This window comes from Streptomyces sp. NBC_01689 (assembly GCF_036250675.1).
Classification (GTDB): domain Bacteria; phylum Actinomycetota; class Actinomycetes; order Streptomycetales; family Streptomycetaceae; genus Streptomyces.
This window is the reverse complement of sequence record NZ_CP109592.1, coordinates 7,287,505-7,311,281: the sequence shown is the minus strand read 5'-3', so window position 1 is coordinate 7,311,281 and position 23,777 is coordinate 7,287,505. Positions and strand designations below refer to the sequence as shown.

General features: G+C 74.2%; 19 protein-coding genes and 1 riboswitch. Of the genes, 16 read left to right on the top strand and 3 right to left on the bottom strand.

Features of this window, described 5'->3' with window-relative positions:
- Window positions 1–252 precede the first annotated feature (252 nt).
- Complete coding sequence (locus tag OG776_RS31235) at window positions 253–1,380, bottom strand: alpha/beta hydrolase family protein (RefSeq protein ID WP_148007506.1); 1,128 nt, start codon at window positions 1,378–1,380, stop codon at window positions 253–255.
- Between the two features lie 186 nt (window positions 1,381–1,566).
- Window positions 1,567–2,295, bottom strand: a complete 729-nt coding sequence (locus OG776_RS31230) for a class II aldolase/adducin family protein (protein ID WP_148007505.1) — start codon at window positions 2,293–2,295, stop codon at window positions 1,567–1,569.
- Between the two features lie 171 nt (window positions 2,296–2,466).
- On the opposite strand from OG776_RS31230, the gene OG776_RS31225 reads away from it, so the two are divergent.
- From OG776_RS31225 to cobI, 10 genes are all read left to right on the top strand, one after another.
- The gene (locus OG776_RS31225) at window positions 2,467–3,255 is read left to right on the top strand and encodes a lysozyme (protein WP_148007504.1); all 789 of its coding nucleotides are present in this window, start codon (window positions 2,467–2,469) and stop codon (window positions 3,253–3,255) included.
- 178 nt (window positions 3,256–3,433) lie between these two features.
- Complete coding sequence (locus OG776_RS31220) at window positions 3,434–4,675, top strand: inorganic phosphate transporter (RefSeq protein ID WP_148007503.1); 1,242 nt, start codon at window positions 3,434–3,436, stop codon at window positions 4,673–4,675.
- 12 nt (window positions 4,676–4,687) lie between these two features.
- The gene (locus OG776_RS31215; RefSeq protein ID WP_329322900.1) at window positions 4,688–4,912 is read left to right on the top strand and encodes a hypothetical protein; all 225 of its coding nucleotides are present in this window, start codon (window positions 4,688–4,690) and stop codon (window positions 4,910–4,912) included.
- 188 nt (window positions 4,913–5,100) lie between these two features.
- Window positions 5,101–5,241, top strand: a riboswitch (cobalamin riboswitch).
- 107 nt (window positions 5,242–5,348) lie between these two features.
- Window positions 5,349–6,320, top strand: coding sequence for a cobalamin biosynthesis protein (locus OG776_RS31210; protein ID WP_148007502.1), 972 nt, complete (start codon window positions 5,349–5,351; stop codon window positions 6,318–6,320).
- Window positions 6,317–7,825, top strand: a complete 1,509-nt coding sequence (locus OG776_RS31205) for a cobyric acid synthase (RefSeq protein ID WP_148007501.1) — start codon at window positions 6,317–6,319, stop codon at window positions 7,823–7,825. The genes OG776_RS31210 and OG776_RS31205 overlap by 4 nt, the downstream gene beginning before the upstream one ends.
- Window positions 7,822–11,475, top strand: a complete 3,654-nt coding sequence (gene cobN / locus OG776_RS31200; protein WP_148007500.1) for a cobaltochelatase subunit CobN — start codon at window positions 7,822–7,824, stop codon at window positions 11,473–11,475. The genes OG776_RS31205 and cobN overlap by 4 nt, the downstream gene beginning before the upstream one ends.
- On the top strand, window positions 11,472–13,499 hold the full coding sequence (locus OG776_RS31195) for a putative cobaltochelatase (RefSeq protein WP_148007499.1): 2,028 nt from the start codon (window positions 11,472–11,474) through the stop codon (window positions 13,497–13,499). The genes cobN and OG776_RS31195 overlap by 4 nt, the downstream gene beginning before the upstream one ends.
- Window positions 13,499–14,098 carry a cob(I)yrinic acid a,c-diamide adenosyltransferase gene (cobO, locus tag OG776_RS31190; protein WP_148007498.1) on the top strand — a complete coding sequence of 200 codons (600 nt, stop codon included), beginning with the start codon at window positions 13,499–13,501 and terminating at the stop codon, window positions 14,096–14,098. The genes OG776_RS31195 and cobO overlap by 1 nt, the downstream gene beginning before the upstream one ends.
- The gene (locus tag OG776_RS31185) at window positions 14,092–15,522 is read left to right on the top strand and encodes a cobyrinate a,c-diamide synthase (protein ID WP_148007497.1); all 1,431 of its coding nucleotides are present in this window, start codon (window positions 14,092–14,094) and stop codon (window positions 15,520–15,522) included. The genes cobO and OG776_RS31185 overlap by 7 nt, the downstream gene beginning before the upstream one ends.
- Window positions 15,519–16,250 (top strand): precorrin-2 C(20)-methyltransferase, encoded by a 732-nt coding sequence (cobI, locus tag OG776_RS31180; protein ID WP_148007496.1) that lies wholly within the window; start codon window positions 15,519–15,521, stop codon window positions 16,248–16,250. Before OG776_RS31185 ends, cobI begins: the two co-directional genes overlap by 4 nt.
- Window positions 16,251–16,261: 11 nt before the next feature.
- On the opposite strand, the gene OG776_RS31175 is transcribed toward cobI, so the two are convergent.
- Window positions 16,262–16,996: a ZIP family metal transporter gene (locus OG776_RS31175; RefSeq protein ID WP_148007495.1), complete on the bottom strand. Its 735-nt coding sequence runs from the start codon at window positions 16,994–16,996 to the stop codon at window positions 16,262–16,264.
- A gap of 118 nt (window positions 16,997–17,114) precedes the next feature.
- Here OG776_RS31175 and cobM point away from each other — a divergent pair, with 118 nt between their 5' ends.
- The 6 genes from cobM to cobC are packed head-to-tail and all read left to right on the top strand — an operon-like array spanning window position 17,115 to window position 23,636.
- Window positions 17,115–17,939, top strand: coding sequence for a precorrin-4 C(11)-methyltransferase (cobM, locus tag OG776_RS31170; protein WP_148007494.1), 825 nt, complete (start codon window positions 17,115–17,117; stop codon window positions 17,937–17,939).
- Window positions 17,936–19,273: a precorrin-6y C5,15-methyltransferase (decarboxylating) subunit CbiE gene (cbiE, locus tag OG776_RS31165; RefSeq protein WP_148007493.1), complete on the top strand. Its 1,338-nt coding sequence runs from the start codon at window positions 17,936–17,938 to the stop codon at window positions 19,271–19,273. The genes cobM and cbiE overlap by 4 nt, the downstream gene beginning before the upstream one ends.
- Window positions 19,270–21,003 (top strand): precorrin-3B C(17)-methyltransferase, encoded by a 1,734-nt coding sequence (gene cobJ, locus OG776_RS31160; protein WP_329322899.1) that lies wholly within the window; start codon window positions 19,270–19,272, stop codon window positions 21,001–21,003. The genes cbiE and cobJ overlap by 4 nt, the downstream gene beginning before the upstream one ends.
- A 5-nt stretch (window positions 21,004–21,008) precedes the next feature.
- Window positions 21,009–21,611, top strand: a complete 603-nt coding sequence (locus OG776_RS31155; protein WP_148008117.1) for a precorrin-8X methylmutase — start codon at window positions 21,009–21,011, stop codon at window positions 21,609–21,611.
- On the top strand, window positions 21,608–22,552 hold the full coding sequence (locus tag OG776_RS31150; RefSeq protein ID WP_148007491.1) for a sirohydrochlorin chelatase: 945 nt from the start codon (window positions 21,608–21,610) through the stop codon (window positions 22,550–22,552). Before OG776_RS31155 ends, OG776_RS31150 begins: the two co-directional genes overlap by 4 nt.
- Window positions 22,542–23,636, top strand: coding sequence for an Rv2231c family pyridoxal phosphate-dependent protein CobC (cobC, locus tag OG776_RS31145; RefSeq protein WP_148007490.1), 1,095 nt, complete (start codon window positions 22,542–22,544; stop codon window positions 23,634–23,636). The genes OG776_RS31150 and cobC overlap by 11 nt, the downstream gene beginning before the upstream one ends.
- The last annotated feature ends 141 nt before the right edge of the window (window positions 23,637–23,777 follow it).

Genomic DNA, 23,777 nt, shown 5'->3' with positions numbered 1-23,777 from the left:
GGGGGGAAGAGAAGGGAGAACGACGGGACGACGGCCCCGGCGGCACGGAAGGACGGGGCCGGACCTCGGGAGCGGCGGTGCTGCCCGGACACCGGGGTCGGGAACGGCGGTCCGCTCCCGGGGCCGCCGCCGCGAACAGGGACCGGCCCCGCACACCGGCGTGACTTCACGAGACGGGGGCGGGGCTCCGTACGTCCGGCCGGGCCGCCCTGTCAGGTGCGTCCACATCGAGGGCGTCCACATCGAGGGCGTCTACATCAAGGGCGTCAGGAAGCGGCGCAGGACCTCTTCGTACTCCGTGGGGTCGGCGTTCCACAGGGCACCGTGCGGGGCTCCCGAGACGGTGTGCAGGGTGACCAGGTCCGGGCGGCTCCGGGCGAGACGGCGCGAGGGGCCCCACGGGGCGATGACGTCGTCCGGGCCGTGCACCACCAGTGCCGGCACGGCGAGCCGGTCGGGGTCGGCGGCCTGCCGGACGCGGTCGCCGTGCAGTCCGGTGCGGCCCTGGGCGGCCCGGACCGCGAGCGGCAGCAGGGCCCTCGGGGTGTGGCGGGCACCGGCGAGGGCGCGCAGCGTGGCCTCCCAGTCGAGGACGGGAGAGTCCAGGATCAGCCCGGCGACCCGGTCCCGCAGGGCGGAGTGGGCGGCGGTCCGCAGGGCCATGGTGGCGCCGGTGGACCAGCCGTACAGGACGACCTGGGCGGCGCCGTAGCGGACCGCGTAGCGCAGCGCGGCGTCCAGGTCGCGCCACTCGGTCTCGCCGAGGTGGCCGAGGCCGTCCGGGGGACGGGGCGCGCCGACGTCTCCCCGGTAGGCGAGGTCGAGGACGGGGAGCCGGCTGCGGTGCAGGAACTCCATCACGTTCATCGGCAGTTCCCGGGTGGCGCCCAGGCCGTGCACGGTGATCACCCAGGTGTCGCGGACGCCGGGCACGAACCAGGCGGGCAGCGGGCCGAGCTCGCCGGGCACGTCCACGTCGGCGTGTTCGAGGCCGAGAGCGGTGCCCGGGTTGCCGACGTACAGGTTCGGGGTGAGCCAGACCCGGTCGCCGGGCCGCAGGGTGCCGTGGGTCACGCGTTCGAGGCGGCGTACGACGGTGTCGGCGCTGTGGGGCGCGTCCTCCAGGACCGGGCCGACGACCGCGTGGGAGCCGTCGCCGGCGAGTCCGTACGTCCCCGGCCGCCGGGAGGCCAGCGCGCGGGTGAGCGTGACGCGGCCCGGGGCCGTGGCGTGCACGGTGAGCCGGGGCTCGGTGGGCAGGGGCCTGCCGGGCGGCGCCTTGAGCGCGGCGTCGCTGGCGAACCGTCCCACCGCCACGGAGGCCGCGCTCGCGGCCAGGGCTACGGTGACGGCCGCGGCCGTCGCTTTGGCAGTACGCACGGTCCCAGTCTCACGGCGCATCCCGATGTCGGCCAGTGGGAGCGCGCACCGACGGCTCGGTCGCCGGGGCGCGGCGGCACAGGCCGGCGGGCCGCCGCCGAAGCCCCCTCCGGCGGGCACCGGACGCGCGGAGACCGGACCGTGGCGGCGTGCGCCGTCGCGGCGCGGCGCGGCGCCGTGGTCGGGTCAGGGGGCGCGGACGCCGTCCGTGTCCGGGCCGGGCTGGCCGTACCCCCGCAGCCGCTCCCCCGCCTGCGCCAGCTGCGCCCGCGTCAGAAGCGTCGGCGACAGTCCCGGTACGGACGAGGCCAGGAGCCAGACGCGGGACATCCACTCCAGCTGGGCGGTGCGGTCGTACGCCTGGTCCAGGGAGGCTCCGTGGGCGAGGGTGCCGTGGTTCTGGAGGAGACAGGCCGTACGTCCGGCCAGCGCCCGCAGCATGTTCTCGGCCAGCTCGGGAGTCCCATAGGTCGCATAAGGGGCGACTCGGACAGGGCCACCGAGAGCGCCCGCCATGTAGTGGATCAGCGGGAGTTCGGTCACGAGCGTCGACACCGCCGTCGCGTGCGCGGCGTGGGTGTGGACGACGGCGCGCGCGTCGGTGGCGCGGTAGACCGCCAGATGCATCGGCAGTTCACTGGTCGGACAGAGGGAACCGAGGGTCTGCCGGCCGTCGAGGTCCACCCCGACGACGTCGCCCGGCGCGAGCCGGCCGTAGGGCACACCGGTCGGCGTGACCAGGACCGTGTCGCCGACCCGCACCGAGACGTTGCCCGAGGTTCCGACGACCAGGCCGTCGGCGACCGTCCGGCGGGCCGTCGCGACGAGTTCGTCCCACGCGTCCACCACCTCCGGAGTCCGCGCGCCGTGCGCACCCACTTCCGCGTCCCGCCCGCCCCGCCGTCGCTCCGTCATGACCGCGATCCTGTCAGGGCGGACGCCGACCGGGTGGCGGGCCAGGGCGCTTCAGGAGTGAAAGACGTAAGCCCATAAGGGTTTATATATGGACAGATCAGCATTTTAAAGTGATGGGTCGGCGACCGGCGTGCATTGAATGATCCTCCACTGACCCCTGGGGGATCCACCGTGCAGAACGCCGTTCCGGGGGGCCGCCCGGCCCGCGGCCGCGGGCCGCTCCGCCGCCGCGCCCACACCCTCACCCTCGCCCTCGCCGCCGCCTCCGCCCTGACGACACTCGCCTTCACCGCACCGGCGCTGACCGGCGCGCCCGCCGAGGCGGCCGACGCACCGAGGGGCCACGACGTCTCCTCGCACCAGAAGAACGTCGACTGGCAGAGCGTCAGGGAGAGGGGCGCCCGGTTCGTCTACGTGAAGGCCACCGAGTCCCACACCTATCGCAACCCCTACTTCGACCAGCAGTACAACGGGGCGCTCGACGCGGGACTCCTCCGCGGCGCCTACCATTTCGCAATTCCGAACAAATCGTCCGGAACCACCCAAGCCGCGTACTTCATGCGCAACGGAGGCGACTGGCAGCCCGACGGCCGGACACTGCCACCCGCGCTCGACATCGAGTACAACCCGTACAGCAGGCACAAGTGTTACGGCATGGGCAAGACCCGGCTGGTGCGCTGGATCCAGGACTTCAGCGACGAGGTGGAGCGGTACACGGGCCGACGCCCGGTGATCTACACGACCGCGCACTGGTGGACCACGTGCACCGGGGACAGCCGCGCCTTCGCCGCGGACCACGCGCTCTGGCTGGCCCGCTACGACTCGTCGGACATCGGCGTGCTGCCGGGCGGCTGGTCGGCGTGGACGTTCTGGCAGTACGACAACCACGGCGCCCTGCCGGGTGACCAGAATCTCTTCAACGGGTCCACGAGCCGGCTGAAGAGGCTCGCGAAGGGCTAGCGGAGCCCGCTATTCCGCCTTCGTTCGAACCAAGGGTCCCGACCCTCACCTCCCCCGGAGGCAAACGGAGGGCGGATCCGCGGTTGGATACACCCCTAAGCCCGCCTCAGTTCATCTTCCGTTCACTCAGGTTGCCTACGGTCCACGTGCCACTGACGTCAAACAGAAGCCTGGGTAAATGGAACACATCACGCTCCTCCTCGGAATCGTGATCGTCACCGCTCTCGTGTTCGATTTCACGAACGGTTTCCACGACACTGCCAACGCGATGGCGACGACCATCTCGACCGGCGCTCTGAAGCCCAAGACGGCGGTGGCCATGTCCGCCGTGCTGAACCTCGTCGGTGCGTTCCTCTCCGTGGAGGTCGCCAAGACGATCTCCGGTGGACTCATCAACGAAGAGGGCATCCGCACCGAAGTGATCTTCGCGGCGCTCGTCGGCGCCATCCTCTGGAATCTGCTGACCTGGCTCCTGGGTCTGCCCTCCAGCTCCTCCCACGCCCTGTTCGGCGGCCTGATAGGCGCCGCGGTCATGTCCGCCGGCTGGTCGTCGGTGAACGGCTCGACCGTCGTCACCAAGGTCCTGATCCCCGCGGTCGCCGCGCCCGTCGTGGCCGGACTCGCCGCGATGCTGGCCACCCGGCTGACCTACCGGATCGGCGGCCGCGCCGACCAGCGGGCCACCGCCAAGGGGTACCGCGCCGGCCAGATCGCCTCCGCCGGTCTGGTCTCGCTGGCGCACGGCACGAACGACGCGCAGAAGACGATGGGCATCATCACCCTCGCCCTGGTCACCGGCGGCGTGATCGCCCCCGGCTCGAACCCTCCCACCTGGGTCATCGTCTCGGCCGGTACCGCCATCGCGCTCGGCACCTACCTGGGCGGCTGGCGCATCATCCGCACGATGGGCAAGGGGCTGACCGACCTCGCGCCGCAGCAGGGCTTCGCCGCCCAGACCAGCGCCGCGACGGCCATCCTGGCCTCCTCCCACATCGGCTTCTCCCTCTCCACCACCCAGGTCTGCTCGGGTGCCGTGATGGGCTCGGGTCTCGGCCGCAAGGGCGGGGTCGTCCGCTGGTCGACCGCGACCCGGATGTTCGTCGCCTGGGGCCTGACCCTGCCGGCCGCCGGACTGGCCGGTGCCGCGGCCGAGTTCCTGACCAAGCAGGGCACCTGGGGCATCGTCCTCACCGGCGCGCTCCTGGTCGCCGGCGCCGGCGTCATCTGGACGCTGTCCCGCCGCCAGCCGGTCACCGTCGACAACGTCAACGAGGCCACCGAGCCGGCCGGCGTCGTCACCACCGCGATGGCCGCGGTCACCCCGCCGCCCGCGGGCCCCGTCACCGGAGACCTGTCCGGTGATCTGAAGACCACCATCCCGGCCCCGGACGCGGAGCCCACCCGCCCGGCCACGGTGTAAGGACAGAACCCCATGAACATCGACTGGGCAGCCCTCGCCTCCGTCTTCGGAGTCAGCCTCGTGGTCACCGTGGCCCTCGTCGGCCTCTTCACCCTCGGCATCGTCGGCCTCACCAAGCGTGAGTCCGCGCCCGCCCGGGGCGGTTCGGCCGCTCTCGCGGTCACCGGCGCGTACGTGTGCTTCGCCGCGTGCGCCGCGGCGGTGGCCTACGGGATCTATCTCATCGTCGGCAAGTGACCGGGCGCCGGTGACGGCGCGCCGGTAAACAGCCCGAAACGGGCGGCACTTCACCTGGGGTGCGGGACGGAGCGACGTCCCGCACCCCACGTGTACGCCCTCCCGCACCCCGTGCGCACGTCCTCCCCCGCCCCGCGCCGTGTGGGCCTTCGCACACTCTCCCCTCGCAGGTCAACGGCAAGTTGACGGGTCCCGCGACCCGTGGTGGACTGCCGGGGCCAAGTACGGCGACAGAAGAGGAAGCCGGTGAGAATCCGGCGCGGTCCCGCCACTGTGACCGGGGAGAGAACTCCCCGGGAGCCAGGAACTCTCAGCGCCGGTCTCGTCGAACCAGGGCGTGGACACCCTGAGTGAGGACATATCGCCATGCGCGGCTGCCCGTTGCCGGTATTGCTGAGTACGAGGGTCACGCTCCACCGCACGGCCGGCTGACCCCGTGCGTGCCGATCGCGTCTTCGCGTACGGCGCCGGCGCGGGCCTCCTCGGCGACCTGCTGCTCGGCGATCCCCGCCGGGGCCATCCGGTCGCCGTGTTCGGACGGACCGCGGGAGCCGTGGAGCGGTTGCTGTGGCGCGACCACCGCGGGTGGGGAGCGCTGCACACCACCGTCTGCGCCGGAGGCGCCGGAGTCCTCGCCGCGCTCGCGAGCCGTGGCGTACGCCGTTCCCCCGCCGCTTCCATCGCCCTGACGGCCGCCGCCACTTGGGCCGTCGTCGGGGGCACCTCCCTCGGGCGCGAGGCACGGGCGATCGGTGCCGCGCTCGGCGCCGGCGACGTCGAGGCCGCCCGCGCCCGGCTGCCGCACCTGTGCGGACGCGACCCGCAGGCACTGGACCGCGACGGCATCGCGCGGGCGGTCGTCGAGTCCGTCGCCGAGAACACCTCCGACGCCGTGGTGGGCGCCCTGGTGTGGGGCGCCGTCGGCGGGGTGCCCGGACTGGTCGCGTTCCGTGCCGTCAACACGCTGGACGCCATGGTGGGGCACAGATCCGCCAGATACCTGCGCTACGGCTGGGCCTCCGCGCGCCTCGACGACGTCGCCGGCTGGCCGGGCGCGCGGCTGACCGCGGCGCTCGCCACGGTCGCCGGCGGCGACCCGCGCGGGGCGGCACGCGCCTGGCGCGCCGACGCCCGCCGGCACCCGAGCCCCAACGCCGGTCCGGTGGAAGCCTCGTTCGCGGGCTCCCTCGGGGTGCGGCTCGGCGGGACCCTCTCGTACGCGGGCCGGGTCGAGCACCGGCCCGTCCTCAACGGCGGCGGGCGTCCCGTGCACGTCGCCGACATCGAACGTGCCGTACGGCTCTCGCGGCGCGTCGGCTGGCTCGCCCTCGGCGTGAGTGCCGCGGGGCGACTGCTGGCCGGGCGCGTGCGCGCCGGCGGACCTCTCCCGAAGGGGCGTACGACATGAGCGGCGGTCTTCTCGTCGCCGGCACCACCTCGGACGCCGGCAAGAGCGTCGTGACGGCGGGGATCTGCCGGTGGCTGGTGCGGCAGGGCGTCAAGGTCGCGCCCTTCAAGGCGCAGAACATGTCCCTGAACTCCTTCGTGACCCGCGGGGGTGCGGAGATCGGGCGCGCGCAGGCCATGCAGGCGCAGGCCGCCCGGGTGGAACCGACCGCGCTCATGAATCCCGTGCTGCTCAAGCCGGGCAGCGACCGCAGCAGTCAGGTCGTGCTGATGGGCAGACCGGTGGGCGAGATGACCGCCCGCGGCTACCACGGCGGCCGCCAACAACAGCTCCTGGGCACCGTGCTGGACTGCCTCGCCGAGTTGCGGGGCACGTATGACGCGGTGATCTGTGAGGGGGCCGGCAGTCCTGCCGAGATCAATCTGCGGCGGACCGACATCGTGAACATGGGGATCGCCCGCAACGCGGGGCTGCCGGTGCTCGTCGTCGGTGACATCGACCGCGGCGGTGTGTTCGCCTCGTTCTTCGGGACAGTCGCGCTGTTGTCCCCCGAGGACCAGCGGCTCGTCGCCGGGTTCCTGGTCAACAAGTTCCGCGGCGACGTGTCCCTGCTGGAACCCGGGCTCGACATGCTCGAGGACCTCACCGGACGCCGTACGTACGGGGTCCTGCCCTTCCGGCACGGTCTGGGGATCGACGAGGAGGACGGGATGGCGGTCTCCCTGCGGGGTGCCGTACGGGAGTCGGCGGTCGCCGGACCGGTCGGCGAGGACGTCCTGCGCGTCGCGGTCTGCGCGGTCCCCCTCATGTCCAACTTCACGGACCTGGACGCCCTGGCCGCCGAACCCGGCGTGGTCGTACGGTTCGTGGACCGGCCCGCGGAACTGGCCGACGCCGACCTCGTCGTCCTTCCCGGCACCCGGGGCACGGTGGCGGCGCTGCGCTGGCTGCGGGAACGCGGGCTCGCGGAGGCCGTCCGGCGCCGGGCGCGGGACGGCCGTCCCGTGCTCGGGATCTGCGGCGGCTTCCAGATCCTCGGCGAACTCATCGAGGACGAGGTGGAGTCCCGGGAAGGCGCCGTCGAGGGTCTCGGACTGCTCCCGGTGCGGGTGCGTTTCGCACGCGAGAAGACCCTCGCCCGCCCGTCCGGCGAGGCGCTCGGCGAACCCGTCGAGGGGTACGAGATCCATCACGGCGTCGCCGAGGTGACCGGTGGCGAACCCTTCCTGGACGGCTGCCGCGTGGGTGCCGTCCTGGGCACCCACTGGCACGGTTCGCTGGAGTCGGACGGCTTCCGGCGGGCCTTTCTGCGCGAGGTGGCGGCCGCCGCGGGCCGCCGCTTCGTACCGGCCGCCGACACGTCGTTCGGGGCGCTGCGCGAGGAGCAGCTCGACCGGCTCGGCGATCTGATCGAGGAACACGCGGACACGGACGCGCTGTGGCGGCTCATCGAGTCGGGCGCGCCGCAAGGACTGCCCTTCATTCCACCGGGAGCGCCCGCATGAGCACAGTGTTGTTGTTGTCGACCGCCGACACCGATCTGCTGGCGGCGCGTGCCTCCGGCGCCCCGTACCGGATCGGGAACCCGACCCGGGTGGAGGTGGGCGAGGAACTCCCCCGGCTCGTCGAGGGCGCGGACGTCGCCGTCGTGCGGCTGCTGGGCGGGAAGCGGGCCTGGGAGGAGGGTCTCGCGTTCCTCCGGGCGTCCGGCGTCCCGACCGTGCTCCTCGGCGGCGAGTCCGTCCCGGACGCCGAGCTGATGGCCGAGTCCTCGGTGCCGGCCGGTGTGGTCGCCGAGGCGCTGCGCTATCTGGTCGAGGGCGGGCCGGAGAACCTCACCGAACTGGCCCGGTTCCTCTCCGACACCGTGCTGCTCACCGGTGAGGGTTTCGAGGAGCCGCGCGCGATGCCCGAGTACGGCGTCCACGGCGAGCGCGAGTTCGTCGAGGGCCGCCCGACCGTCGGGGTGCTCTTCTACCGGGCCCACCAACTGGCCGGGAACACCGCCTTCGTGGACACGCTGTGCGACGCGATCGAAGCGCGCGGCGCCAATGCCCTCGCCGTGTACTGCGGTTCACTGCGCGGCGCCGACAGCGGTCTGTACGAGCTCCTCGGCCGGACCGACGCGCTGGTGGCCACCGTGCTCGCGGCCGGCGGCACGCACGCCTCGGAAGCGTCCGCGGGCGGCGACGACGAGGCCTGGGACATCGGCGCCCTCGCCGATCTCGACGTCCCGGTGCTGCAGGGGCTCTGCCTGACCTCGTCGCAGCGGGCCTGGGAGGAGTCGGACGCCGCCCTGTCCCCCATGGACGCGGCGATGCAGGTCGCCATCCCGGAGTTCGACGGACGGCTCGTCACGGTGCCGTTCTCCTTCAAGGAGCAGGGTCCCGACGAGGTCCCCGTGTACATGGCCGATCCCGAACGGGCCGCGCGGGTCGCCGGGATCGCCGTGCGGCACGCCCGGCTGGGACACAAGCCGAACGCGGAGAAGAAGCTGGCGCTGGTCTTCACCGCCTACCCGACCAAGCACTCGCGGGTCGGCAACGCGGTGGGCCTCGACACACCCGCCTCCGCCGTACGGGTCCTGGACGCGCTGCGGGACGCCGGCTACTCCCTCACCGAATACCCCGACAACGGCGACGAGTTGATCCACCGCCTCATCGCCGCCGGGGGTCATGACGTCGAGTGGCTCACCGAGGAACAGCTGGCGTCCGCGCCCGCCCGGGTGCCGCTGGCCGACTACCGGGCCTGGTTCGACCGGCTCGACCCGGGGCTGCGGGACGGCATGCTGGAGGCGTGGGGCGAACCGCCGGGCAACCTGTACGTGGACGGCGACGACATCGTCCTCGCGTCCCTGCGGTTCGGGAACGTCGTCGTGATGATCCAGCCGCCGCGGGGATTCGGCGAGAACCCGATCGCGATCTACCACGACCCGGACATGCCGCCGTCGCACCACTACCTGGCGGCCTACCGCTGGCTGGAGAACAGCTTCGGCGCCGACGCCGTCGTGCACATGGGCAAGCACGGCACGATGGAGTGGCTGCCCGGCAAGGGACTCGGGCTCAGCCGCGGCTGCGCGCCCGACGCCGTCCTCGGTGAACTCCCGCTCGTCTACCCCTTCATCGTCAACGACCCGGGCGAGGGCACCCAGGCCAAGCGGCGGGGGCACGCCACGGTCGTCGACCACCTGGTGCCGCCGATGGCACGCGCCGACACCTACGGGGACCTCGCCAAGCTGGAGCAGCTCCTCGACGAGTACGCCCTCGTCAGCGATCTGGACCCGACGAAGGCCCCGGCGGTCCGCGCACAGATCTGGACCCTCGTCAAGGCGGCCGAGCTCCATCACGACCTGCACGTCGCCGAGCAGCCGGACGACGGCGACTTCGACTCGTTCGTGATGCACATCGACGGCTATCTCTGCGAGATCAAGGACGTGCAGATCAGGGACGGCCTGCACGTCCTGGGCGGCGGTCCGGAGGCCGAGCCGCGCGTCAACCTGGTCCTGGCCGTGCTGCGCGCCTCCCAGGTGTGGGGTGGTGCCGCGAACGCGCTGCCGGGTCTGCGGGCCGCCCTCGCCGGGCACTTCGGGCTGTCCGAGAAGGAGCTGCTGAGCGAGCCCGGCGCGGCGGTCAAGGTGCCGGTGGAACTGACGGACCTGGTCGGGGGCCCGGCGCGGACGGGTGCCGACGCGATCGACCTGCTGGAGCAGTTGTGCCGCCGCGCGGCCGAGGGCATGGAGGAACGCGGCTGGGACGGCGCGGCCGTGCCCGCCCTGGTGCGTGAGGTGCTGGGCACCGAACTCCCGGACGCCGTCGCGGTGCTGGAGTTCGCCTGCCGGGAGGTCGTGCCCCGGCTGGCCCGGACGACGGACGAGATCACCCACATCCTGCGGGCCCTGGACGGCGGTTACGTCCCCGCCGGTCCGTCGGGATCCCCGACCCGCGGACTGGTGAACGTCCTGCCGACCGGCCGGAACTTCTACTCGGTCGATCCCAAGGCGATTCCCTCCAGGCTGAGTTGGGAGGTCGGCCAGTCGCTCGCCGACTCGCTGGTGCAGCGGTACCTGCAGGACACCGGCGCGTACCCGCAGTCCGTGGGCCTGACGGTCTGGGGGACCTCCGCGATGCGCACCCAGGGCGACGACATCGCGGAGATCCTGGCGCTGCTGGGCTGCCGGCCGGTCTGGGACGACGCCTCCCGCCGGGTGACCGGCTTCGAGGTCGTCCCCCTGGACGAGCTGGGCCGGCCGCGCATCGACGTCACGGTGCGCATCTCCGGCTTCTTCCGGGACGCGTTCCCGCACGTGGTCGGCCTCATCGACGACGCGGTGCGCGCGGTGGCCGAGCTGGACGAGCCCGCGGACCGCAACCACGTCCGCGCGCACGCCGACGAGGACACCGCCGAGCACGGCGACCGGCGGCGCGCCACCTCGCGCATCTTCGGCTCCAAGCCGGGAGCCTACGGAGCCGGTCTGCTGCCGCTGATCGACGCCCGCAACTGGCGCTCCGACGCGGACCTCGCCGAGGTGTACGCGGTGTGGGGCGGATACGCCTACGGGCGCGGCCTGGACGGCCGGGCGGCGCGCGGTGACATGGAGACCGCGTTCCGGCGCATCGCGGTGGCGGCGAAGAACGTCGACACCCGCGAGCACGACCTCGTCGACGCCGACGACTACTTCCAGTACCACGGCGGCATGGTGGCCATGGTGCGCCATCTGACGGGCGCGAGCCCGGAGGCGTACGTCGGCGACTCGGCCGTGCCGGACCAGGTGCGGACCCGCACGCTCGGCGAGGAGACGCACCGGGTCTTCCGCGCCCGGGTGGTCAACCCGCGCTGGATGGCGGCGATGCGGCGGCACGGCTACAAGGGCGCCTTCGAGATGGCGGCGACCGTCGACTACCTCTTCGGCTACGACGCCACGGCCGGGGTCGTGGACGACTGGATGTACGAGAAGCTCAGCGCGGAGTACGTCTTCGACGCGGAGAACCAGGACTTCATGAGGAAGTCCAACCCGTGGGCGCTGCGCGGGATCACCGAACGGCTCCTGGAGGCCGCCGACCGGGGGCTGTGGGCCGAGCCGGACGCGGAGACGCTGGAGCGGCTGCGCGCCACCTATCTGGAGCTCGAAGGCGACTTGGAGGGCGACGACCAGTGAGTACCCCGTTCCCGTTCACGGCCGTGGTCGGCCAGGACGACCTGCGGCTCGCGCTGCTGCTGAACGCCGTGTCACCGGCGGTGGGCGGTGTGCTGGTCCGCGGCGAGAAGGGCACCGCCAAGTCCACGGCCGTGCGGGCGCTGTCCGTGCTCATGCCGGAGGTGGACGTCGTCGCCGGGTGCCGCTTCTCGTGCGACCCGGACGCCCCGGACCCCGCGTGCCCGGACGGGCCGCACGACGGCGGCCCGTACCTGTCGCGTCCGGCCCGTACGGTCGAGCTGCCCGTCGGTGCCTCCGAGGACCGGCTGGTCGGCGCGCTCGACATCGAGCGCGCCCTCGCGGAGGGTGTGAAGGCCTTCGAACCCGGCCTGCTGGCCGACGCGCACCGCGGGATCCTGTACGTCGACGAGGTCAACCTCCTCCACGACCATCTGGTCGACCTGCTGCTGGACGCGGCGGCGATGGGTGCCTCGTACGTCGAGCGGGAGGGCGTCTCCGTACGGCACGCGGCCCGCTTCCTGCTGGTCGGGACCATGAACCCCGAAGAGGGCGAGCTGCGGCCGCAGTTGCTGGACCGGTTCGGGCTGACCGTCGAGGTCGCGGCCTCCCGGGAGCCCGACCAGCGGGTCGAGGTGGTCCGGCGGCGCCTCGCCTACGACGACGACCCGGACGGCTTCGCGGCGCGCTGGGCCGACGAGGAGTCCGCGGTGCGGGCCCGGATCGCGGCGGCGCGCGCGCTGTTGCCGTCGGTGCGGCTCGGGGACCCGGCGCTGCGGCAGATCGCGGCGACCTGTGCCGCGTTCGAGGTGGACGGCATGCGGGCCGACATCGTGATGGCCCGGACCGCGACCGCGCTGGCCGCCTGGGCGGGGCGCACCGAGGTGCTGCCCGAGGACGTGCGGCAGGCGGCGCTGCTCGCGCTGCCGCACCGGCGACGCCGCAACCCCTTCGACGCCCCCGGCCTCGACGAGGACAAACTCGACGAGACTCTGGAGGAGTTCGGCGGTCCGGACGACGATCCGGAACCCGACCCCGGCCATGACCCCGACCCGGACCCGGACGGTCCCGGCGGGGGCGGTCAGCCACCGCAGGACGGGCCGGAGGGCGACGCGCCCTCCGGTGACGTCCCGGCGCAGGGGGAGCCCTCGCGGGACGGGCGGGCGCCGGCCGGGCAGGGCGCCGGTGAGCAGTCCCCGGTGCGGGCCGCCGAACCCTTCCGGACGAAGGTGCTGAGCGTGCCCGGTCTCGGGGAGGGCGCCGCGGGCCGGCGTTCCCGGGCACGGACCGAGCACGGCCGGACGACCGGTTCGCGGCGGCCCCGGGGCACCCTCACCAAACTGCATCTGGCGGCGACCGTGCGGGCGGCGGCACCGCACCAGCGGGCGCGCGGCCGCTCGGGTCCCGGTCTGGTCGTACGACGGGACGATCTGCGCCAGGCCACCCGCGAGGGGCGGGAGGGCAACCTCGTGCTGTTCGTGGTGGACGCCTCCGGGTCGATGGCGGCGCGTCAGCGGATGGGCGCCGTGAAGGGCGCCGTGCTCTCCCTGCTGCTCGACGCCTACCAGCGGCGGGACAAGGTCGGTCTGGTGACCTTCCGCGGCTCGGCCGCCGAGGTCGCGCTGCCGCCCACCTCCTCGGTGGACGCGGCGGCCGCGCGGCTGGAGTCGCTGCCCACGGGCGGCCGGACGCCGCTCGCGGCCGGGCTGCTGCGCGCGCACGAGGTGCTGCGGGTCGAGCGGCTGCGGGACGCGGCGCGCCGGCCCCTGGTGGTCGTCGTGACGGACGGGCGGGCCACGGGCGGTCCCGAGCCGGTCGCGCTCGCGGGGCGCGCGGCACGGCTGTTCGCGGCGGAGGGGCTCGCCTGCGTGGTCGTCGACTGCGAGGCGGGGCCGGTACGGCTCGGGCTCGCGGGGCGGCTCGCCGGCGAACTGGGCGGGACGGCGGTGACGTTGGAGGAGCTGCGCGCCGATTCCATCGCCGGGCTGGTGCGTGAGGTGCAGGGCACGTCGAGGAGGGCCGCGTAATGCCGCAGGGACAGCCGAGTGTCGTACCGGACGACGGCCTGACGACGCGTCAGCGGCGCAACCGGCCGCTGCTCGTGGTGCACACGGGCGTCGGCAAGGGGAAGTCCACCGCGGCCTTCGGGCTCGCGCTGCGCGCCTGGAACCAGGGGTGGCCCATCGGGGTGTTCCAGTTCGTCAAGTCGGCGAAGTGGAAGGTCGGCGAGGAGAACGCGCTGCGGGTGCTGGGAGCCAGCGGTGAGGGCGGTTCCGTCGACTGGCACAAGATGGGCGAGGGCTGGTCCTGGGTGCAGCGCGACGCGCAGATGGACAACGAGGAGAAGGCCCGCGAGGGCTGGGAGCAGGTCAAGCGCGACCTGGCCGCCGAGACGTACAAGCTGTACGTGCTCGACGAGTTCGCGTATCCGATGCACTGGGGATGGATCGACACCGACGAGGTCGTCGCGGTGCTGCGGGACCGGCCCGGTACCCAGCACGTCGTGATCACCGGCCGCAACGCCCCCGAGAAGCTGGTCGGGGCCGCCGATCTCGTCACCGACATGTCGAAGGTCAAGCACCCGATGGACGCCGGCCAGAAGGGCCAGAGGGGCATCGAGTGGTGACCTCCGTCCCCCGGCTGGTCATCGCCGCGCCCTCGTCCGGCAGCGGCAAGACCACCGTCGCCACGGGGCTGATGGCGGCCTTCGCCGAACGGGGTCTGTCCGTGTCCCCGCACAAGGTGGGGCCCGACTACATCGACCCGGGCTACCACGCGCTCGCGACCGGGCGCGCGGGCCGGAACCTCGACGCGTACCTGTGCGGCCCGGAGTTGATCGCGCCGCTGTTCGCGCACGGGGCGCGGGGGTGCGATCTCGCCGTCGTCGAGGGCGTGATGGGGCTGTACGACGGCGCGGCCGGGCAGGGGGAGCTGGCCTCCACGGCGCAGGTGGCGAAGGTGTTGCGGGCGCCGGTGGTGCTGGTGGTCGACGCCTCCTCGCAGTCGCGGTCCGTGGCCGCGCTGGTGCACGGGTTCGCCTCCTGGGACCCGGAGGTGCGGGTCGGCGGCGTCATCCTCAACAAGGTGGGGTCCGACCGGCACGAGGAGATGCTGCGGGAGGCGCTCGACGCGTCCGGGGTACCCGTCCTCGGCGCCCTGCGGCGGGCCCCGCAGGTGGACACGCCGTCCCGGCACCTGGGACTGGTGCCCGTCGCCGAGCGGCGCGCGGACGCCGTGGACGCCGTGCGGGCGATGGCCGCGCAGGTGCGGCGCGGATGTGATCTGGACGCGCTGTCCGCGTTGGCGCGCGGCGCGGGCGAGCTGTCCGGCGCGGCCTGGGACCCGGCCGGGGCCGTCGCCTCCGCGCCCTCCTCGCCCCGTGCCGAGGACGGTCCGGGGGACCGGGCGTCCGTGGGTGCCGGGAACCCCGGGAACGGGCGGCTCCGGTCGCCGCGGATCGCCGTCGCGGGAGGGGCCGCCTTCACCTTCTCGTACGCCGAGCACGCCGAGCTGCTCACCGCCGCCGGGGCCGAGATCGTCGTCTTCGACCCGCTGCGGGACGAGCAACTGCCGGACGGGACGGACGGGTTGGTCATCGGCGGCGGCTTCCCGGAAATGTACGCGCCGGAGCTGTCCGCCAACGAGCCGCTGCGCAAGGCGGTGGCCGAGGCCGCGGTCGCCGGGGCACCGGTCGCCGCCGAGTGCGCCGGGCTGCTGTACCTCTCGCGCGAGCTCGACGGCCGGCCGATGTGCGGGGTGCTCGACGCCACCGCCCGGATGGACGAACGGCTCACCCTGGGCTACCGGGACGCGGTGGCCGTGTCGGACAGTGTGCTCGCCGTGGCCGGGACCCGGATGCGCGGGCACGAGTTCCACCGGACGGTCGTGGAGCCCGGCGCCGGGGAATCTCCCGCCTGGGGGGTGCGCGCCCCGCGACCGCGCGTCGAGGGTTTCGTGCGGCACGGCGTGCACGCGAGTTATCTGCACACGCACTGGGCGTCCGCCCCCGGTGTCGCCCGTCGGTTCGTGGAGAGGTGCCTGACGTCATGAGCAGCAAGCTGATCGGGGTCGGTGTCGGCCCCGGGGACCCGGAGCTGGTGACCGTCAAGGGCGTCAACGCGCTGCGGGCCGCCGACGTGGTCGTGGTGCCCGTCATGGACACCGGGGAACGCGGCCGCGCCGAGGCGACCGTGCTGCACTACGTACCCGCGGAGAAGGTCCTGCGGATCGTGTTCGCGCTCAACGAGCGGACCGACCGCGCCCGCCGTGAAGCCGCCTGGGACGCCGCGGGCGCGCGGGTCGCGGAGCTGCTGGAGCGGCACCGGTCCGTCGCCTTCGCGACCATCGGCGACCCGAACGTGTACTCGACCTTCACCTATCTGGCGCACACCATCGGCGCGCTGGTGCCGGGGACGGGGATCGAGACCGTGCCCGGCATCACCGCGATGCAGGACCTCGCCGCCCGCTCGGGTGCCGTGCTGACCGAGGGGACCGAGCCGCTCACCCTGGTGCCGGTGACGGCCGGGGCGGCCGTGCTCAAGGACGCCCTCGCCGGGCCCGGCACGGTCGTCGCGTACAAGTTCGGCCGGCAGGCGCACGAGGTCGCCCGGGCGCTGCGGGAGACCGGCCGGATCGACGACGCGGTGTGGGGGTCGGCGCTCGGTCTTGAGGACGAGTCCATCCGCCCGGCCGCCGATCTGGACGGCGGGCCGCTGCCGTACCTCTCCACGCTCATCGCGCCCGCCCGGCGGGACGGCGGACGCGGCGGGAAGCTGTGAACCGCGAGCGGTCATCCCGTTCCGGCGAGTCCCACCACCAGCCAGATGAAGGCCGCGCCGCCGACCGTGAACAGCAGGGTCGAGCGGGCCGGGTGCTCGTGGTGCGCCTCGGGCAGGATCTCGGCGGCGGCGAGGTACAGGAGCACGCCGCCGAAGAGGCCGAGATAGCCGCCGAGCAGGTCCACCGGGATGGTGACGAAGAGCGTGGACGCGGCGCCGACGACCGGGGCCGCCGCGTCGGCGACCAGCATGGTGACCGCCTTGCGGCGCGCGTTCCCGTACAGGCTGGTGATCGTGTAGGTGTTGAAGCCGTCCGCGAAGTCGTGGGCGACCACCGCGAGCGCGACCGCCAGCCCCATGCCGCCGCCCACCTGGAAGGCGGCGCCGATCGCGACGCCGTCCATGGCGCTGTGGCCGACCATCGCGGCGGCCGCCGTCAGACCCACCTCCGGCGCCCGGCCGGCGCACTCCTCACCGCCGTGCGCGGCCTGCCGGGCGGCCAGCAGCCGTTCGACCAGATGGGCGAGGAGGAACCCCGCGACGAACAGCAGCAGGGCGGCCGGTACGCCGAAGACCTCCTGGCCCGCGGTGCGCAGCGCCTCCGGCAGGAGGTCCAGGCCGACCACCCCCAGCATCAGGCCGCCGGCCAGGCCGAGCACCAGATGACGGCGGTCGGTCACCCGCTGTGCCGTCCATCCGCCGGCCAGCGTCATCAGGAACGCGCCGAGCGCGACGAGGACCGCCATACGCCCTTGCTATCCGATCGGGCCCCGGTCCCGCATGTCCAACGGCCGGGCGGCCACCGATCAGGCCGCCGAAATCCTGTCGCAGCACCCGATTTTTCGTAGGAGAGGACCGATTCCCATGGCCGATGCCCCCACCGGCAAGGTGACCTTCGTCGGGGCCGGGCCCGGCGCCGCCGACCTGCTGACGTTCCGCGCCGCGCGCGCGATCGCCGAGGCCGACGTCGTGATCTGGGCGGCCAGCCTGGTGCAGGCCGAGGTTCTCGAACACGCGCGCAAGGGCGCGGAGATCCTGGACTCGGCGACGATGTCCCTGGAGGACGTCGTGGCCGTGTACGAGCGCGCCGCCCGCGAGGGCCTGAAGGTGGCCCGGATCCACTCCGGTGACCCTTCCCTGTGGGGCGGCACGCAGGAGCAGCTCGACCGGTGCGCGGACCTGGACGTCGAGACCGAGATCGTGCCCGGTGTGTCCTCCTTCTCCGCGGTGGCCGCGCTGGCCCGCCGCGAGCTGACGATCCCCGAGGTCGCGCAGTCCGTGATCCTCACCCGGCTCGGCGGCGGCAAGACGCCGATGCCGCCCGGTGAGGAGGTGCGCGAGTTCGCCCGGCACGGGACGACGATGGCGCTGTTCCTGTCGGCGGCCCGCAGCGGCCAGCTCGTCCGGGAGCTGCTGGAGGGCGGCTATCCGACCTCGACGCCGGTCGTGGTCGCGTACCAGGCGACCTGGCCGGAGGAGCTGGTCGTCCGGTGCACGATCGGGACGCTGGAGGAGACGGTCAAGGAGCACAAGCTCTGGAAGCACACGCTGTTCCTGGTCGGTCCGGCGCTCGACGCCAGCGGCACCCGCTCGCACCTCTACCACCCGGGCCACTTCCACGGCTTCCGCCGGGCCGACCCGCGGGCCCGCGCCGAGCTGCGTGCGGCGCGGCGCGACAGTACGTCGTGATCACCGTCGTCGGTACGGGGACGGGGGCGCCGCTGCCTCCGGACGCCGAGGACGCCGTGGCGCGGGCCGGGCTGGTCGTGGGTGCCCGGCGCCATCTGGCGGCCGCACGGCTGCCCGCTGACACCGGACAGGTCGTGCTCGGCCCCCTCGCCCCCGCCCTCGACACCGTCGAGCGGTACCTGGCGAGGACCGGGCGGAGGGACCCCGCGGAGGGCGCCGGGGTCACGGGAGGCGTGGCGGGTGCGGACGGCGCCTCCGGCACGGACGGGGGGCGCGACGGCCGGGTCGTGGTGCTGGCCTCCGGCGACCCCGGGTTCTTCGGCATCGTCCGGGCGCTGGCGGAGCGGTTCGGGCCGGAGCGGCTGGACGTCCGGCCCGGTGTCTCGTCGGTCGCGACCGCCTTCGCGCGGCTCGGACTGCCGTGGGACGACGCCGTGGTGGTGAGCGCCCACGGCCGCGACCTGCGCACGGCCGTCCACGTCTGCCGGACCCGCCCGAAGGTGGCGGTGCTGACCGGTCCCGGCTCCGGTCCGGCCGAACTCGGCGCCGCCCTCGCCCACGGCACCGGCGCACGCGTCCTCGTCGTGGCGAGCGCCCTCGGCGACCCCGCGCACGAACGGGTGGAGCGGGTGACGCCCGCCGAGGCCGCGGCCCGCGACTGGGGCACGGCGGTCAGCGTCGTCCTGTGCCTGGACGCGTCGCGTGTCCTCGCTCCCGCGCGGACGGTCGCCGGACCGGCCGCCGGGCCCGACCGGTGGGCCCTGGACGAGAGCGAGTTCACCCACCGCGACTCCATGATCAGCAAGTTCGAGGTACGGGCCCTCGCGCTGGCCCGGATCGGGCCCCGCCTCGGCGACCTGGTCTGGGACGTCGGGGCGGGCTCCGGGTCCGTCGCCGTCGAGTGCGCGCGGTTCGGTGCCGCCGTCACCGCGGTCGAGAAGACCCGGGACGGCTGCGACCGGATCCGGGCCAACGCCGCTGCGCACGGCGTCGAGGTGCGGGTGGTGCAGGGGGCGGCGCCCGCCGCGCTGGCCGGTCTGGACGATCCCGACGCCGTCTTCATCGGCGGCGGAGGGCGCGAGCTGCCCGCCATCGTGACGGCCTGCGCGCGGCGCGCCCGGCGGGCCGTCGTCGTGGCGATGGCCGCCCTGGACCGGGTACCGGCCGCCCGGGAGGCGCTCGACGCCGCCGGGTTCGCCTGCGACGGGGTGCTCCTGCAGTCCTCTCGGCTTGCGCCGCTGCCGGGGAACGTCACCCGGCTCGCGGCCACCAATCCCGTCTTCCTGCTGTGGGGCGTCCGGCCTCCGGCCCGTACCGAAGGAGTTCCCCAGTGATCGGCCTGATTTCCGCCACGGCGGCGGGCGCGGCGGCCCGTGACCGGCTGGTCGCGGCCTGGCCCGACCGTACCCGGGTGTACGACGGGTCCGGCGGGGGCGGGCCCGCGGCGGACGGCGCCTCCGCCGGGTCCGTCGGGGACGCCGTGCGGCGCGCCTTCCTGGAGTGCGACCAACTGGTCTGCTTCCTCGCCACGGGCGCGGTGGTGCGGCTGATCGCCCCGCTGCTGGGCGACAAGACGGCCGACCCCGGGGTCGTGTGTGTCGACGAGGCGGGCCGGTTCGCCGTCTCCCTGGTCGGGGGGCACGGCGGCGGGGCGAACGAACTGGCGCGCGAGGTCGGCGGGTTGCTCGACGCCGAGCCCGTGGTGACGACGGCGACGGACGCCGTGGGGATACCCGGCCTGGACACCCTGGGCCTGCCCGTGGAAGGGGACGTCGCCGGGGTGACCCGGGCCCTGCTGGACGGTGAACCGGTGGGCCTGGACGCCGAGTCGGCCTGGCCGCTGCCCGCGCTGCCGCTGAGCGCGGAGGGCTCCCGCACGGTCCGGGTCACCGACCGGCTCGTGCCGCCCGCCGAAGGCCTGGTGCTCCTCCGCCCGCCCTCCCTCGTCGTCGGCGTGGGGGCCTCGAAGGGCGCCACGGTGGACGAGGTGGCCGGGCTCGTCGAGGACGCCCTGCGCGACGCCGGGCTGTCCGCCCGGTCCGTCGCCGAACTCGCCACCGTCGACGCCAAGTCGGAGGAGCCCGGCATCGTCGGGGCCGCGGCGCGGCTCGGGGTGCCCCTGGTCACCCACCCGGCCGCCGAGTTGACCGCGGTGGACGTGCCGAACCCCTCCGGGGCGCCGCTCGCCGCCGTGGGCACCCCGTCCGTGGCGGAGGCCGCCGCCCTGGTACGCGGTGGTGAACTCCTCGTCCCCAAGCGGAAGTCCGTGCGGGCCGACGGCCGGCCCGCGATGGCCACGGTCGCGGTCGTACGCCGCCCGGCGCGCGGCCGGCTGGCGGTGGTCGGGCTCGGCCCCGGCGCCCGTGACCTGCTGACCCCGCGGGCCAGGGAGGAGCTGCGCCGCGCCTCGGTGCTCGTCGGGCTCGACCAGTACGTCGACCAGATCCGCGATCTGCTGCGGCCCGGCACCCGCGTCCTGGAGTCGGGGCTCGGCGCCGAGGAGGAGCGGGCCCGCACGGCGGTGGCCGAGGCCCGGCGCGGACAGGCCGTCGCCCTGATCGGCAGCGGCGACGCGGGCGTGTACGCCATGGCCTCCCCCGCGCTGGCCGAGGCCTCCGACGACATCGACGTGGTCGGGGTGCCCGGGGTGACCGCCGCGCTCGCGGCGGCGGCGATCCTCGGCGCACCCCTCGGCCACGACCACGTCTCGGTCAGCCTCTCCGACCTCCACACCCCCTGGGACGTCATCGAGCGACGGGTGCGGGCGGCGGCCGAGGCCGACATCGTCGTGACGTTCTACAACCCCCGCAGCCGGGGCCGCGACTGGCAGCTCCCGAAGGCCCTCGCGATCCTCTCCGCCCACCGGGAGCCGACGACGCCGGTGGGTGTCGTCCGCAACGCCTCCCGCCCCGACGAGAGCAGCCGCCTCACCACTCTCGGGGGACTCGATCCCGCGACGGTGGACATGATGACCGTGGTGACCGTGGGCAACACGGCGACCCGCGAGATCGCCGGGCGCATGGTGACGCCCCGCGGCTACCGCTGGCAGGAGGAGCCCAAGTGAGCCGAGTGAGCCAGGTCTTCCCGGAGCCCCGGGTCGTCCACCCCATCGAGCAGGAGTCCTTCCGGCGGCTGCGCGCGCGCCTGGACACCTCGCACTTCCCGCCGCTGACACGTGCCGTCGTGGAGCGGGTCGTCCACTCCGCGGCGGACCTCGACTACGCGAACGACCTCGTCACCGACGAGAACACCCTGGTCAGGGCGCACACCGCGCTGCACGCCGGCGCGCCGGTCGTGGTGGACGTCGAGATGGTCGCGGCGGGCATCACCCGCCGGGACACCGTCTGCCGTCTGAGGGACGCCAGGTCCGGCCCCGGGCTCACCCGGTCCGCACACGCGGTCCGGCTCGCGTACGAGGACGTCGGCCCCGGCGCGCTCTGGGTGATCGGCTGCGCGCCGACCGCCCTGGAGGAACTCCTCACCCTGCACGCCGACCCGGCGCTCGTCATCGGTCTGCCCGTCGGCTTCGTCGGGGCGGCCGAGTCCAAGGCCGCGCTGCGCGAGAGCGGACTGCCCGCTGTCAGCAACGTGTCCGAGAAGGGCGGTTCGGCGGTCGCCGCCGCCGCGCTCAACGCCCTGCTGTACCACCCCGTACCGAAGGAGACATCGTGACCACCCCGCCCCCCGCCCTGCTCATCGCCGGACACGGCACCCGGGACGCGGCCGGAGCCGAGGCCTTCCGCGCCTTCGTGCGGGAGTTGGCACACCGCCACCCCGAACTGCCCGTGGCGGGCGGCTTCATCGAGCTGTCGCCGCCCCCGCTCGCCGAAGCGGTGGGCGAGTTGGTCGACCGGGGCGTACGCCGGTTCGCCGCCGTCCCGCTGATGCTGGTGTCCGCCGGGCACGCCAAGGGCGACATCCCGGCCGCCCTGGCCCGTGAGAAGGAACGGCACCCCGGCATCTCCTACACGTACGGGCGTCCGCTGGGCCCGCACCCGTCGCTGCTCGCGGTCCTGGAGCGGCGGCTCGACGAGGTCCTCGGCGGCACGGCCCGTACCCCCGCGGACCGGGCCGATGTCACGGTGCTGCTCGTCGGGCGGGGGTCCACCGACCCGGACGCCAACGCCGAGGTGCACAAGGCGGCGCGGCTGCTGTGGGAGGGACGCGGGTACGCGGGGGTGGAGACGGCGTTCGTGTCGCTGGCCGCGCCGGACGTGCCGTCGGGCCTGGACCGCTGTGTGCGGCTCGGCGCCCGCCGGATCGTCGTCCTGCCCTACTTCCTGTTCACGGGCGTCCTGCCGGACCGGGTGCGGCAGCAGACCGAGGGCTGGGCCGCAGCGCACCCCGACGTCGAGGTGCGTTCGGCCGACGTCATCGGTCCCGAACCGGAGCTGCTCGACCTGGTCATGGAGCGGTACCGGGAGGCCGTGCGGGGGGATCTGCGGATGAACTGCGACTCCTGCGTCTACCGCATCGCGCTGCCCGGCTTCGAGGACAAGGTGGGACTCCCCCAGCAGCCGCACTTCCATCCGGACGACGACGGCCACCACCACGACGGGCATCACGGGCACCACCACGACGGTCCCGCCCACTCCCCCTCCCATGCGCACTGACGACGCCGGGGACCCCGGGCGCGCCGGGGCGGACGGGCACGACCTGCGCCACCACGGCGACGCCGAGGTGCGGGACGGCGGGGCGGTGCTCACCGACCTCGCGGTGAACGTCCGCGCGGACACGCCTCCGGAGTGGCTGCGGGAGCGGATCGCCGCCTCGCTGGGCGGACTCGCCGCCTATCCGGACGGGCGGGACGCGCGGGCCGCGGTGGCGGCTCGGCACGGGCTGCCGGTGGAGCGGGTGCTGCTGACCGCGGGCGCCGCCGAGGCCTTCGTGCTGCTCGCGCGCGGGCTGAAGGTCCGTCAGCCCGTGGTGGTCCACCCGCAGTTCACCGAACCGGAAGCCGCGCTGCGGGACGCGGGGCACTCCGTCGACCGGGTGGTGCTGCGCGAGGAGGACGGCTTCCGGCTGGATCCCGGAGCGGTGCCGGAGGACGCGGACCTCGTCGTGATCGGGAACCCGACCAATCCGACGTCGGTCCTGCACCCCGCCGGGTCTCTCGTCGAACTCGCCCGGCCGGGGCGGACGTTGGTCGTCGACGAGGCGTTCATGGACGCGGTGCCGGGAGAACGCGAGGCGCTGGCCGGCCGGACGGACGTGCCCGGACTGGTCGTCCTGCGCAGCCTCACGAAGACCTGGGGGCTGGCCGGCCTGCGGATCGGCTACCTCCTCGCCGACCCCGGGACCGTGGAGGAACTGTCGCGGGCGCAGCCGCTGTGGCCGGTGTCCACGCCCGCGCTCGTCGCGGCCGAGGCCTGTGTGTCGCCCCGAGCGCTCGCGGAGGCCGGTCACGCGGCCCGGCGGGTCGCCGCGGACCGGGCCCATCTGGTGGCGGGACTCCGCGAGTTCGAACCCGACGGACTGCGGGTCGTGGAGCCCGCGGACGGCCCGTTCGTCCTGGTGCGGCTGCCTCGGGCGGAGGCGGTGCGGGAGCGCTTGCGGGGACTGGGGTTCGCGGTGCGGCGCGGGGACACGTTCCCCGGGCTGGGAAAACAGTGGCTGCGCCTGGCGGTCCGGGACCGCACCACCGTCAACGGCTTCCTACAGGCCCTGGACCGAGCGATGACGGGAGCAGGCCGCTGACCCGAGGGACAGGGGCGCAACCCCGTCCCCCAGGGGCGCGAGGAACCGCACGCTCAACCCCCACCCACCCGCACCCGAAGACTCCCGGGGACAGGGGCGCAGCCCCGTCCCCCAGGGGCGCGGGGAACTGCGCGACCAGCC